This window comes from Bradyrhizobium sp. WSM2793 (assembly GCF_000379585.1).
GTDB lineage: Bacteria > Pseudomonadota > Alphaproteobacteria > Rhizobiales > Xanthobacteraceae > Bradyrhizobium.
The window spans coordinates 24,524-37,673 of record NZ_KB902782.1 but is presented as its reverse complement, the minus strand read 5'-3'; the positions used below and the strand labels follow the sequence as shown (position 1 = coordinate 37,673).

The 13,150-nt window shown below is 65.0% G+C and carries 12 protein-coding genes; 9 read left to right on the top strand and 3 right to left on the bottom strand.

Annotated features, from left to right (window positions below; genetic code table 11):
* The first annotated feature begins 137 nt into the window (after positions 1-137).
* The 5 genes from odhB to A3AS_RS0117465 are packed head-to-tail and all read left to right on the top strand — an operon-like array spanning position 138 to position 4,425.
* Positions 138-1,382 carry a 2-oxoglutarate dehydrogenase complex dihydrolipoyllysine-residue succinyltransferase gene (gene odhB, locus A3AS_RS0117485; RefSeq protein WP_018318868.1) on the top strand — a complete coding sequence of 415 codons (1,245 nt, stop codon included), beginning with the start codon at positions 138-140 and terminating at the stop codon, positions 1,380-1,382.
* Positions 1,383-1,393: 11 nt separating this feature from the next.
* Positions 1,394-1,627, top strand: coding sequence for a hypothetical protein (locus A3AS_RS0117480; RefSeq protein WP_018318867.1), 234 nt, complete (start codon positions 1,394-1,396; stop codon positions 1,625-1,627).
* A 25-nt stretch (positions 1,628-1,652) separates the two neighbouring features.
* Entirely contained in the window at positions 1,653-2,402 is a 750-nt protein-coding gene (locus A3AS_RS0117475) for an SDR family oxidoreductase (protein ID WP_018318866.1), read from the top strand.
* 57 nt (positions 2,403-2,459) lie between these two features.
* Complete coding sequence (gene lpdA / locus A3AS_RS0117470) at positions 2,460-3,860, top strand: dihydrolipoyl dehydrogenase (RefSeq protein WP_018318865.1); 1,401 nt, start codon at positions 2,460-2,462, stop codon at positions 3,858-3,860.
* A 34-nt stretch (positions 3,861-3,894) separates the two neighbouring features.
* Entirely contained in the window at positions 3,895-4,425 is a 531-nt protein-coding gene (locus A3AS_RS0117465) for a hypothetical protein (protein WP_018318864.1), read from the top strand.
* 180 nt (positions 4,426-4,605) lie between these two features.
* Here the strand turns inward: A3AS_RS0117465 and A3AS_RS0117460 are convergent, their stop codons facing one another.
* Positions 4,606-5,193, bottom strand: coding sequence for a DUF4337 domain-containing protein (locus A3AS_RS0117460; RefSeq protein ID WP_018318863.1), 588 nt, complete (start codon positions 5,191-5,193; stop codon positions 4,606-4,608).
* Between the two features lie 97 nt (positions 5,194-5,290).
* Complete coding sequence (locus tag A3AS_RS0117455; RefSeq protein ID WP_018318862.1) at positions 5,291-6,256, bottom strand: tyrosine recombinase XerC; 966 nt, start codon at positions 6,254-6,256, stop codon at positions 5,291-5,293.
* 111 nt (positions 6,257-6,367) lie between these two features.
* Here A3AS_RS0117455 and A3AS_RS0117450 point away from each other — a divergent pair, with 111 nt between their 5' ends.
* Positions 6,368-8,578 (top strand): primosomal protein N', encoded by a 2,211-nt coding sequence (locus A3AS_RS0117450; protein ID WP_018318861.1) that lies wholly within the window; start codon positions 6,368-6,370, stop codon positions 8,576-8,578.
* A 271-nt stretch (positions 8,579-8,849) separates the two neighbouring features.
* On the opposite strand, the gene A3AS_RS0117445 is transcribed toward A3AS_RS0117450, so the two are convergent.
* Positions 8,850-9,350, bottom strand: coding sequence for a septal ring lytic transglycosylase RlpA family protein (locus A3AS_RS0117445; RefSeq protein WP_018318860.1), 501 nt, complete (start codon positions 9,348-9,350; stop codon positions 8,850-8,852).
* 683 nt (positions 9,351-10,033) lie between these two features.
* Between A3AS_RS0117445 and A3AS_RS0117440 the strand changes: the two genes are divergently transcribed.
* The 3 genes from A3AS_RS0117440 (at position 10,034) to A3AS_RS0117430 (ending at position 13,142) form a co-directional block, all read left to right on the top strand.
* Positions 10,034-10,594, top strand: coding sequence for a F0F1 ATP synthase subunit delta (locus A3AS_RS0117440; RefSeq protein WP_018318859.1), 561 nt, complete (start codon positions 10,034-10,036; stop codon positions 10,592-10,594).
* Complete coding sequence (gene atpA, locus A3AS_RS0117435; protein WP_018318858.1) at positions 10,594-12,123, top strand: F0F1 ATP synthase subunit alpha; 1,530 nt, start codon at positions 10,594-10,596, stop codon at positions 12,121-12,123. The genes A3AS_RS0117440 and atpA overlap by 1 nt, the downstream gene beginning before the upstream one ends.
* A gap of 143 nt (positions 12,124-12,266) precedes the next feature.
* Complete coding sequence (locus A3AS_RS0117430) at positions 12,267-13,142, top strand: F0F1 ATP synthase subunit gamma (RefSeq protein ID WP_018318857.1); 876 nt, start codon at positions 12,267-12,269, stop codon at positions 13,140-13,142.
* Positions 13,143-13,150: the final 8 nt, after the last annotated feature.

Sequence of the window (13,150 nt, the reverse complement as noted above, 5' to 3'; positions counted from 1 at the left end):
GCGCACCGGGGCGGGGCATCCGGTACGTCGCGATGTCCGTGCAGTGTACGAACGTCCGGCTTGCCGGATGGCTTGCTTTTCGCGGGCCATTGACGACCGACTTATGACCGCACCGGCGATCCCTTAAGGAAAAGACCATGACTGAAATTCGTGTGCCGACGCTCGGCGAATCCGTCACCGAGGCCACCATCGGCCGCTGGTTCAAGAAGGCCGGCGACCCTGTCGCCGTCGACGAGCCCTTGGTGGAGCTCGAGACCGACAAGGTCACCATCGAGGTCCCGGCGCCCTCCGCCGGCACGCTGAGCGAGATCATCGCCGCCGATGGCGCGACCGTCGCGGTCGGCGCGCTGCTCGGACAGATCACGGAAGGCGCAGGCGCTGCCAAGCCCGCTGCGGCTCCCGCCAAGCCCGCCGCTGCCGCTCCTGCCGCCGCCGCTGCTTCCGCGCCGGCGCCTAGCGCGCCGAAGGCGCCGCCGGCCGACGCGCCGCTCGCCCCCTCCGTGCGCAAGCTCTCGGCCGAGACCGGCGTCGATGCCTCTACCGTTCCGGGCTCCGGCAAGGACGGCCGCGTCACCAAGGGCGACATGCTCGCCGCGATCGAGCGTGCGGCCTCCGCGCCCACCCCGGTGAACCAGCCGGCCGCCGCCGTGCAGGTGCGTGCGCCGTCACCGGCAGACGATGCCGCCCGCGAAGAGCGCGTCAAGATGACCCGCCTGCGCCAGACCATCGCGCGCCGCCTCAAGGACGTGCAGAACACCGCGGCGATGCTGACGACCTTCAACGAGGTCGACATGACCAACGTGATGGCGCTGCGTGCCCACTACAAGGATGCGTTCGAGAAGAAGCACGGCTCCAAGCTCGGCTTCATGGGCTTCTTCACCAAGGCCGTCGTGCAGGCGCTGAAGGATATCCCGGCGGTCAACGCCGAGATCGACGGCACTGATTTGATCTACAAGAACTACTACCACATCGGCGTCGCCGTCGGCACCGACAAGGGTCTCGTCGTGCCCGTGGTGCGCGACTGCGACCACAAGTCGATCGCCGACATCGAGAAGGGCATCGCCGATTTCGGCCGCCGCGCCCGCGACGGCCAGCTCAAGATCGACGAGATGCAGGGCGGCACCTTCACCATCACCAATGGCGGCATCTACGGCTCGCTGATGTCGACCCCGATCCTGAACGCGCCGCAATCCGGCATCCTCGGCATGCACAAGATCCAGGAGCGGCCGATGGTCGTCGGCGGCAAGATCGAGGTCCGCCCGATGATGTATCTGGCGCTGTCGTACGATCACCGCGTCATCGACGGCAAGGAAGCCGTCACCTTCCTGGTTCGCGTCAAGGAGAGCCTGGAAGATCCGGCGCGCCTGGTGCTCGATCTCTGAGGGAGGCGACGATGGGGGAGCCGTCGCTTGCGCATGCGCTCATCTCCATGGTGCCGTTCCTGCTGACCACCCTTATCTTTTTCTTCTTCGCGATTCCGATCAGTCGAAGAAAAGGTAAGGGGGTCGGCTTTGCTGCTTGGTGCCTGATTCCGTTTCTCACGCCCTTCATTCTGTTCCATCTGGTGAGCCTCACGGACAAGTCCGTGCTGGATCGATTGGCCGCTCTTGAGGGCAAGACGTCGTAGTGCGCTCGAACTCGTGGGGATTGATGTGACCGATAAAGTCGTTGTCATCACCGGCGGCAGCCGTGGCATTGGCCGCGCGACCGCGATTGCGGCGGCTGCGCGCGGCTATCGCGTCGTGGTCGGCTATGCCAGCAACAAGAAGGCCGCCGGTGAGGTTGTCGCCCAGATCGAGGCCGGCAATGGCAAGGCGATCGCGGTGAAATGCGATGTCGCCGAGGAAGGCGACATCCTCGATCTGTTCAAGCAGGCCGACAAGTTCGGCACGTTGGCCGCGCTCGTCAACAATGGCGGTATCGTCGGCACCAGCGGCGTGCGGGTCGACGAGATGTCGGCCGAGCGCATCCAGCGCGTGCTCGCGGTCAACGTCACCGGCTCCATTCTCTGCGCGCGCGAGGCCGTGAAGCGGATGTCCACCAAGCACGGCGGCAAGGGTGGCGTCATCGTCAACCTGTCTTCGGTCGCGGCGCGTCTCGGCGCGCCCAACACCTATGTCGACTATGCCGCGTCCAAGGGCGCGATCGATTCCTTCACCACCGGCCTCGGCTATGAGGTCGCGGGCGAAGGCATTCGTGTCGCGGGCATCCGGCCGGGCCTGATCGATACGGAAATTCACGCCGCCGGCGGCGAGCCCGACCGCGCCCATCGTCTGGCCCATATGGTGCCGATGAAGCGCGTCGGCACCGCCGATGAAATCGCCAATGCCATCGTCTGGCTGATGTCGGACGAGGCTTCCTACATCACCGCAGCAACTCTCGATGTGTCCGGCGGACGCTGACGCGCCGCGCGGACGCTGACACATCCCCATCACGCTAAACCTACGGGACTTTCTCTCATGGCTACCTACGATCTCGTCGTCATCGGCACCGGACCGGGCGGTTATGTCTGCGCGGTGCGCGCAGCCCAGCTCGGCATGAAAGTCGCCGTGGTCGAAAAGAACGCAACCCTCGGCGGCACCTGCCTCAATGTCGGCTGCATGCCGTCGAAGGCGCTGCTGCACGCGTCCGAGATGTTCGAGGAAGCCGGGCACTCCTTCGCCAAGATGGGCGTGTCGGTCTCCTCGCCGAAGCTCGATCTTCCCGCGATGATGAACTTCAAGCAGCAGGGCATCGACGGCAACGTCAAGGGTGTCGAGTTCCTGATGAAGAAGAACAAGATCGACGTGCTCAAGGGCACCGGCAAGATCCTGGGGACCGGCAAGGTCGCGGTCTCCGCCGACGGCAAGTCGCAGACGATCGAAACGAAGAACATCGTGATAGCGACCGGCTCGGACATTGCGCGTCTCAAGGGCATCGAGATCGACGAGAAGCGCATCGTGTCCTCGACCGGCGCGCTGTCGCTCGACAAGGTCCCCGGCAAGCTCTTGATCGTCGGCGCCGGCGTGATCGGCCTCGAGCTCGGTTCGGTCTGGCATCGTCTCGGTGCCGAAGTCGTCGTCGTCGAATTCCTGGATCGCATCCTGCCCGGCATGGACGGCGAGATCGCCAAGCAATTCCAGCGCATCCTGGAAAAGCAGGGCTTTGCGTTCAAGCTTGGCGCCAAGGTCACCGCCGTCGACAATTCAGGCAAGACGCTGAAGGCGACCATCGAGCCCGCCGCCGGCGGTGCCGCCGAGACGCTGGAAGCCGACGTCGTTCTGGTCTGCATCGGCCGCGTGCCCTACACCGACGCGCTTGGCCTGAAGGAGGCCGGGGTCGCGCTGGACAATCGTGGCCGCGTCCAGATCGATCCGCATTTCGCCACCAGCCTGAAGGGCGTCTATGCCATCGGCGACGTCGTCGCTGGGCCGATGCTCGCGCACAAGGCCGAGGACGAGGGCGTGGCGGTGGCCGAGATCATCGCCGGCCAGGCCGGGCACGTGAATTACGATGTGATCCCAGGCGTCGTGTATACCACGCCGGAAGTGTCCTGCGTCGGCAAGACCGAGGAGGAGCTGAAGCAGGCGGGCACAGCTTATACCGTCGGGAAGTTTCCCTTTACCGCCAATGGCCGCTCCAAGGTCAACCAGACCACTGACGGCTTTGTGAAGATTCTCGCAGATGCGAAGACCGATCGCGTGCTCGGCGTGCACATTATCGGCCGCGAAGCCGGCGAAATGATCCATGAAGCGTGCGTTCTCATGGAATTCGGCGGCAGTGCGGAAGATCTCGCGCGCACCTGCCACGCGCATCCGACCCGCTCGGAGGCGATCAAGGAAGCCGCGCTTGCAGTCGGCAAGCGAGCCATCCATATGTAGCAACGCGCCCAGCGCCAAATCGGGCGGGGAACACATGCTGCGCCGCCTTCTTCAACCGGTCTGGGTCCTGCTTGCGATCATCTTCCTGATCGAAGCCTGGCTGTGGGACCATCTCGAGCCGATCGTTGCGCGGGTTGTCGCAGCCGTCCCGCTCGCACGTTTCAAGCAATGGCTGACGGAGCGCGTCGATGCGCTGTCGCCGGCCATGACGCTGATCGTGTTCGCGGTCCCCATCGTCCCGCTGTTTCCGCTCAAGCTGGTCGGCCTGTGGCTGCTCACGCATGAATACTGGACCAGCGCGGTCTTCACGATCGTTTTCGCGAAGCTGCTGGGCGTCGGCGTCACCGCCTTCGTGTTCGACGTGACGCGCGACAAGCTTTTGGAGATGCACTGGTTCGAGCGGATCTACGATCTGGTGATGAAGGTCCGCGCCAAGGCGCGCCTGCTGGTCGACCCGATCAAGCGCCGTATCCGCGAGCTGATCGCCGGCAACGGCGAGGGCTGGTCGTCACGTACGCTGCGTGTGATCCAGCGTTTCAGGAAGAGCGTGCACCAGGCGCGGTAGCTGCCCGCACATTCAGTCTCTCACCGTCACCCTGAGGTGGCCGCTTCTTCAGCGGCCCTCGAAGGGCGACGGCCCGTCTGCATCTCGGCCGTTCATCCTTCGAGGCTCCGGGCGCAGCGCTGATGCACTGCGCTCCTCGCACCTCAGGATGACGGAGTTGGTGCAACGCTGTTGCACCAATCAATGCAAATGCACCAGATGCGGCCACCACAGGCCGAGGCTGGTCATGAGCAGGCCGGCGAGCGTCAGGATGCCGGCGACATAGGCCAGCGCGAACATGCCGGTGATGATGGTGGCCGAGGCCAGCACGATGCCGATCTGGAAGGCGGCCGACGCCAGCTCGAAGTGATGGTATTTCGCGGTCGCCTCGTCGCGCTCGTGCTCGGCATGCTTGGCCTTCTCGGCGAGCTGCTCGGTGCCTTCGCCGGTCTCCGGCTCGGAGCGGTAGCGCTGCGCGGTCTTGGTCCAGTCGTCGACCTGCTTCTGCACGGCGGGCTTCTGCGCCTCGTCCGCGCCGGCGAGCGCGAGCTTGCCCTGCTCGGCCGCCGTGATCACCACGGTGCGGCGGATGCTCTTGGCCTGGAAGAACGCCCAGAGATTGGCGGCCTCGACGTTCTTGCTGATCGATTCGGTCTGGGCGCCCTTGCCGAGCGTCTCCGAGATCGCCAGGAAGAGCGCCAGCACGGCGATCAGGAGCGCGATCTTCTTGTTCGAGCCGGACGCGTGTTCGGCGTGCTCGGCATGCTCCATGCTTTCATGTGCGCTCATCAGTCTCTCCTGCCTCGGTTCCGCAACGATTGACCGAACCGCGCGGCCTGCGCAAGAGGCAAGGCAGTTATGACGTCAGTGTGTCAGCGCCAATTCGTCAGCGTCTTGGATGCGCGCTGGCATAGACTTCCAGCAGGCGTTCGGAATCGATGCCGGTGTAGATCTGCGTGGTCGAGAGCGAGGAATGGCCGAGCAACTCCTGGATGGCGCGTAAGTCCCCGCCGCGTGACAGCAGATGCGTGGCAAAGGAATGGCGCAGCGCGTGCGGCGTGGCGCTGTCGGGCAGGCCGAGCGCGCCGCGCAGCCGCTCCATCGCGAGCTGGATGATGCGCGGACTGAGCGGACCGCCGCGCGCGCCGAGGAAGATGGGGCCTTCCGCCGGCAACGGATACGGGCACATCGCGACGTATTCCTGAACGAGTTCGAGCACGTTCTGCAGCACCGGCACCATGCGGGTCTTGTTGCCCTTGCCGGTCACGATCAGCACGTCGCCCTCGCCGGGACGCGGCACCTCGCGGCGCTTCAGGCCGAGCGCCTCGGAGATGCGCAGGCCCGAGCCGTACAAGAGCGCCATCACCGCGGCGTCGCGCGCCAGGATCCAGGTCTCGCGATCCTCGCCGGCCCGCTCGTCGGCATCGGCAAGGCGTTTGGCCGATGCCATCGGCAACGGCTTCGGCAAGGTCTTGGCCACCTTCGGCGCACGGATCGCCGAGAGTGCGCCGACCTTGCCCTTGCCTTCGCGCTCGAGGAAGCGGCCGAAGGAGCGCAGCCCGGCGAGCGCACGCATCAAGCTGCGGCCGGCGATGTCGTCGGCGCGTCGCATCGCCATGAAGGCGCGGACGTCGGTGGCCTCCAACGCCGCGAAGCGCTTCAGCGTCACGCGTTCGCCCCAATGGCTGCAAAGGAAATCCAGGCACTGCCGCAAGTCGCGGCCATAGGCTTCCAGCGTCTTCGGCGACAACCGCCGCTCGGCGCCGAGATGCGACAGCCAGCGCGTCATCTCCTGCGCGATCGAGGGATCGGCGCTGGCCAGCTCGATTTGTGGGGCGACGGCTTTGCTCATGCGCACTGGACGTGGTGATTCCACCCAGTATATCGCATCACATCCGTTTATCGTTCGCTAAGGCCGCCGCAGGGCGCTAGCCTTGAGGCCCCCGGTTCCGATTCTTCGTTCATGGATCACACCTCGCGCAGCACCGCCGCCCCCACCAACGCGACCGGCATGGTCGACGTGCTGGTGCCGGTCGCGCTCGACCAGACCTATTCCTACAAGGTGCCGCGCGGCATGGAGCTGAAGGCGGGCGATCTCGTCGCCGTGCCGCTCGGGCCGCGCGAGGTGCTGGCCGTGGTCTGGGGAGAGAACGCCAATCCGGATCCCCGCCTGCACAACCGTCTCAAGGAGGTCAGCGAGAAGCTCGACATCCCGCCGCTCAAGCCCGAGCTGCGGCAGGTGGTCGACTGGGTCGCCAATTACACGCTGAGCCCGCGCGGCATGGTGCTGCGCATGTGCTTGCGGATGGGCGAAAATCTCGGCCCCGAGCGGGTGCGTCCCGGCGTGCGGCTGGTCGGCGATCCGCCGCGACGGCTGACGCCGGCCCGACAGCGCGTGATCGAGGTGCTGTCGGACCGGCTGCTGCACGGCAAGTCGGAAGCGGCCAAGGAGGCCGGCGTCTCCTCGGGCGTGATCGACGGGCTGGTCGACGAAGGCACGCTGACGGTCGAGCCGATGCCGCCGCCTGCCCCGCCGCCGGTGCCCGATCCCGATTTCGGCCGGCCGGATTTTACCCCGCTGCAGCGCGCGGCGGTCGACACGATGCGCGCGCTCGCGGCCAACGGCACCTTCCACGTCGCATTGCTCGACGGCGTCACCGGCTCCGGCAAGACCGAGGTCTATTTCGAGGCGATCGCGGAAGCCATCCGCCGCGGCAGGCAATCGCTGATCCTGATGCCGGAGATCGCGCTCACCGGCCAGTTCCTCGATCGCTTCGCGCAACGCTTCGGCGTGCGGCCGATCGAATGGCATTCCGAGCTGACGCCGCGCACCCGGGCGCGCAACTGGGCTGCGATCTCCGGAGGCAGCGCGCCAGTCGTGGTCGGCGCGCGCTCGGCGCTGTTTTTGCCCTACGCCAATCTCGGCCTGATCGTCGTCGATGAGGAGCACGATCAGGCCTACAAGCAGGACGAGGGCGTACATTATCACGCCCGCGACATGGCGGTGGTGCGCGCGCATATCGCCAAGATTCCGGTCGTGCTGGCGTCTGCGACACCGTCGGTCGAATCCGAGGTCAACGCGCGCAAGAACCGCTATCAGCGCATCGCGCTGCCCTCGCGCTTCGGCGGCCAGCACATGCCGCATATCGAGGCCATCGACATGCGCCGCGAGCCGCCGGCGCGCGGCCGCTTCATCTCGCCGCGGCTGGCCGGTGAAATCAGAGGCGCGATCGAAAAGCGCGAGCAGGCGCTGCTGTTCCTCAATCGCCGCGGCTATGCGCCGCTGACGCTGTGCCGCGGCTGCGGCCATCGCTTCGCCTGCACCATCTGCGATGCCTGGCTGGTCGATCACCGCTTCCGCCAGCGCCTGGTCTGCCATCATTGCGGCTTCTCGATGCCGCGGCCGCATCTCTGTCCGAACTGCTCGGCCGAGGAATCGCTGGTCGCGGTCGGCCCCGGCGTCGAGCGCCTGCAGGAGGAGGCCGCCGCGCTATTCCCGCAAGCCCGCACCATGGTGCTGTCGAGCGATCTCATCACCTCGATCGAGACGATGCGCTCTGAGCTTGCCGAGATCGCGGAGGGCCGCGTCGACATCATCATCGGCACGCAGCTCGTCGCCAAGGGCCACAATTTCCCGCGGCTCAATCTGGTCGGCGTGGTCGATGCGGATCTTGGCCTGTCCAACGGCGATCCGCGCGCGGCGGAACGGACCTGGCAATTGCTCAACCAGGTGATCGGCCGCGCTGGCCGCGAGCAGGGCCGCGGCGTCGGCTATCTCCAGACCCACCAGCCCGATCATCCCGTGATGAAGGCGCTGATCGCCTGCGACCGCGAGGCCTTCTACGACAGCGAGATCGATCTGCGCGAACGCACGCTGTATCCGCCGTTCGGCCGGCTCGCCAGCCTGATCATCTCCGCCGGCGACCGCCCGAGCGCCGAAGGTCTCGGGCGGAGACTCGTCGCGCTCGCGCCCCGCGACGAGCGCGTCGTGGTGCTGGGGCCAGCGGAAGCGCCGCTCGCGGTCATCAAGGGCCGCTACCGCTTCCGCATCCTGGTGAAATCGGCGCGCGGTTTCGACCTCTCGGACTATTTGCGCAACTGGCTCGCCGTCTGCCCGAAGCCGACGGGCAATCAGAAGCTCGAAGTCGACGTCGATCCGCAGAGCTTTTTGTAGGAGCCAGGCGCATTCGTAGGGTGGGCAAAAGCGCGCGTCTTCGTTCGAAGAACGAAGGCGTAAGCGTGCCCACCACTGAAATTGGTGGGCACGCATCCGCCGCCGCTCTGCGAGCGCCGGAGAATGCTTTGCCCACCCTACGGCAGCTGCGCTCCGCCCGGGCTACGACGTGCCATAAAAAAACCCGCGGTCCCCCAAGACCGCGGGCTTGTTTCATGCGCGCATCAAACTGATGAAAACTGCGCGCGCTCGATGGACGCTTTATCGCGCCTTAGGAGACGACTTCCGCGGTGACGCGGCCGACGCCGCGACCCGTGAGGCCGATGGCGCGGGCAGCGCCCGTGGAGAGGTCGAGAACCCGGCCGCGAATGAACGGGCCACGGTCATTGATGGTGACGACGACGCTCGAGCCGCCGTGGGTGACGCGCAGCTTGGTGCCGAACGGCAGCGAACGGTGCGCCGCGGTCATAGCATTCTGGTTGAAGCGCTGGCCCGAGGCCGTGCGGCTGCCGGACTCGTTGCCGTAAAAGGAGGCCATGCCGGAGAAGCTGTGGCCCGTGCCCGAGGTCGGCGTCATCGACGCATTGGCGTTGCGCCAATCGGAGGTCGCGTTGGTATCGGTCTGAGCGTGGTGGCGGTGATGATGATGCCGGTGATGCCGGGATTTGGCGGAAGCTTCGGTGGCAGTTCCACCGATGAGAAGAGTTGCGGCAATGAAAGCGATCGCCGTGCGCGGCCGGGTCACAAAGCCCAGCGTCTTCAAAGACAGCATTTAGTGGTCCCTAAGCTAGTATTGCCACACATGTGGCTAGTGGAGCCCCCATCAGTTTGTGAGCGGGTTGGCGTTTCGATTCCTAATGAGGCGTGAATTGGGCAGTAAATCCATTCTGTGTCGTCATGAAATATCTTGTTACCGGTACGAGATATTCAGCCGATGCCCCTTAATCTTCGCCTTTAACGATTTGTTAACCTATTGATTACTTGTAAATACTGTAAAAGCGAAGTGATGACCTTGAGCATTTAGAATTGGGTAAGTATTCGGCGAGTGGAGCCGGCGAGGCTGGAATCACGCCTCAGCGATCCGTGTTCATGGCCGCTATGCGCTGAGGGCAGGAACCAAAGACGGGGATCGCGGCGAAGCCCGCGACAACTCCGTCGCGCGGCAGGCCGTCACCCAAGGAGGTGATCAAGCCCTAGCTACGGTCCTCGGACCCGGTGTGATCGATGCATCCAGCGTGCGACGAACTGGCGACAGAACCTCGTGCCTTTAATTTGGCGTCATGTTGCACCTGCGCGCCTGCTATGTTAGCAAAGCCGCGATTTTCACGGATCCGGCACCTCCCGTGTCGGCCGGAAATCGAAGTCCCGCTTGAATTCCAAGGGCTTGGATCGCTTGGCGCCGCTTTGTGGCGACGGTTTTTCCCTTGCGAGTTTGACAGCAAAAAGAGCGCGTCTGTGGCTGCAGAAGATACGTCCGTTTCAGGTGTGTCCGGCCGTTATGCAACGGCCTTGTTTGAACTGGCCCGCGACCAGAAAGTGGTCGACGAGGTCAAAGCCGATCTCGAGAAATTCGAGGCCATGCTGAATGAGAGCGCCGATCTAAAGCGCCTCGTCCGCAGCCCGGTTTTCGCGGCCGATGCCCAGTCCAAGGCCCTTTCGGCCGTGCTGGCCAAGGCCGGCATCGCCGGCATCTCCGCCAATTTCCTGAAAGTCCTGACCGCCAATCGCCGCCTGTTCGCGGTGGTCGACGTCATTCGCGCCTACCGGGCCCTGGTCGCCAGGTTCAAGGGCGAGGTGACGGCCGACGTCACCGTGGCGGAAACGCTTTCGGACAAGAATCTCGACGCCCTCAAGGTTGCCCTGAAGTCGGTGACCGGCAAGGACGTCGCGCTCAACGTGAATGTCGATCCCTCGATCATCGGTGGCCTCGTCGTCAAGCTCGGCAGCCGCATGATCGATAGTTCGCTTCGCACCAAACTCAATTCGATCAAGCACGCGATGAAAGAGGCAGGCTGATGGACATCCGCGCCGCGGAAATTTCCGCGATCCTCAAGGACCAGATCAAGAATTTCGGCCAGGAAGCTGAAGTCTCCGAAGTCGGACAGGTGCTGTCCGTCGGCGACGGTATCGCTCGCGTCTACGGTCTGGACAACGTCCAGGCCGGCGAAATGGTCGAGTTCGAGAACGGCACCCGCGGCATGGCGCTGAACCTCGAAACCGACAACGTCGGCGTCGTGATCTTCGGCGGCGACCGAGAGATCAAGGAAGGCCAGACCGTCAAGCGCACCCGCGCCATCGTGGACGCGCCGGTCGGCAAGGGCCTGCTCGGCCGCGTCGTCGACGCGCTCGGCAATCCGATCGACGGCAAGGGCCCGATCCAGGCCGACAAGCGCATGCGCGTCGACGTCAAGGCGCCCGGCATCATTCCGCGCAAGTCGGTGAGCGAGCCGATGGCGACCGGCCTCAAGGCGATCGACGCCCTGATCCCGATCGGCCGCGGCCAGCGCGAGCTGATCATCGGCGACCGTCAGACCGGCAAGACCGCGATCGCGCTCGACACCATCCTGAACCAGAAGCCGCTCAACGCGCAGCCCGACGAGAACATCAAGCTGTACTGCGTCTACGTCGCGGTCGGCCAGAAGCGCTCGACGGTTGCCCAGTTCGTGAAGGTGCTGGAAGAGCAGGGCGCGCTCGAATATTCGATCGTCGTCGCCGCCACCGCGTCGGATCCGGCGCCGATGCAGTACATCGCGCCGTTCACCGCCTGCACCATGGGCGAGTTCTTCCGCGACAACGGCATGCACGCGGTCATCATCTATGACGATCTGTCCAAGCAGGCCGTCGCCTACCGCCAGATGTCGCTGCTGCTGCGCCGCCCGCCGGGCCGCGAAGCCTATCCGGGCGACGTGTTCTACCTGCATTCCCGTCTGCTCGAGCGCGCGGCCAAGCTCAGCAAGGATCACGGCTCGGGCTCGCTGACCGCACTGCCGGTCATCGAAACCCAGGCCAACGACGTGTCGGCCTACATTCCGACCAACGTCATCTCGATCACCGACGGTCAGATCTTCCTGGAAACCGACCTGTTCTTCCAGGGCATCCGTCCCGCGGTGAACGTCGGTCTGTCGGTGTCGCGCGTCGGCTCCTCGGCGCAGACCAAGGCCACCAAGAAGGTCGCCGGCAAGATCAAGGGCGAGCTGGCGCAGTACCGCGAAATGGCGGCGTTCGCGCAGTTCGGCTCCGACCTCGACGCCTCGACCCAGCGCCTGCTGAACCGCGGCTCGCGCCTGACCGAGCTCCTGAAGCAGCCGCAGTTCGCGCCGCTGAAGATGGAAGAGCAGGTCTGCGTGATCTGGGCCGGCACCAACGGCTATCTCGATCCGCTCCCGGTCAACAAGGTGCGCGCGTTCGAGGACGGCCTGCTGTCGCTGCTGCGTGGCAAGAACGTCGACATCCTCAATTCGATCCGCGACACCCGCGACCTCTCAGACGACGTGGCTGCCAAGCTGAAGTCGGTGGTCGAAGGTTTTGCGAAGAGCTTCGCTTAGTCGCAGCATGGCCGGGTCACCCGGCCATGATCGCTTCGCGAGAGGCAAGACAATAAGAAGCGTGCCCGGCGCCCGGCCGGGCATTGCGATCGGGACAGGCTAGCGGTCCGACGTATCAGTCGAACCGCCGGGGTGAACGAAGAATGGCGTCACTTAAAGACATGCGCGTGCGCATCGCCTCCACCAAGGCGACGCAAAAGATCACCAAGGCCATGCAAATGGTCGCGGCGTCCAGGTTGCGCCGCGCCCAGCAGGCGGCCGAAGCTGCGCGCCCCTATGCCGACAAGATGAGCGCGGTGATCTCCAACATCGCCAGCGCTGCCGCCGGTTCGCCCGGCGCGCCGGCGCTGCTGGCCGGCACCGGCAAGGACCAGGTCCACCTGCTGCTGGTCTGCACCGGCGAGCGCGGCCTGTCCGGCGCCTTCAACTCCTCGATCGTGCGTCTCGCGCGCGATCGTGCCCAGGCGCTGATGGCGCAGGGCAAGGAAGTCAAATTCTTCTGCGTCGGCCGCAAGGGCTATGAGCAGCTCCGCCGCCAGTTCGACAAGCAGATCGTCGAACATCTCGACCTGCGCAGCGTTCGTCAGCTCGGTTTCGTCAACGCCGAGGACATCGCCAGGAAGGTGCTGGCCCGTTTCGAGAACGGCGAGTTCGACGTCTGCACGCTGTTCTACGCGCAGTTCAAGTCGGTGATCGCCCAGATCCCGACCGCGCAGCAGATCATTCCGCTGGTCGTGGAAGAGAAGGCGGCGAACGCGCCGTCGACGTCCTACGAATATGAGCCGGAGGAGGACGAACTCCTTTCGGGCCTGCTGCCGCGCAACATCGCGGTGCAGATCTTCCGCGCGCTGCTGGAGAACACCGCTTCGTTCTACGGCGCGCAGATGAGCTCGATGGACAACGCCACCCGCAACGCCGGCGAAATGATCCGCAAGCAAACCCAGATCTACAACCGAACCCGTCAAGCCCAGATCACCAAGGAGCTGATCGAGATCATCTCCGGCGCCGAGGCGGTCTGACGCACGAA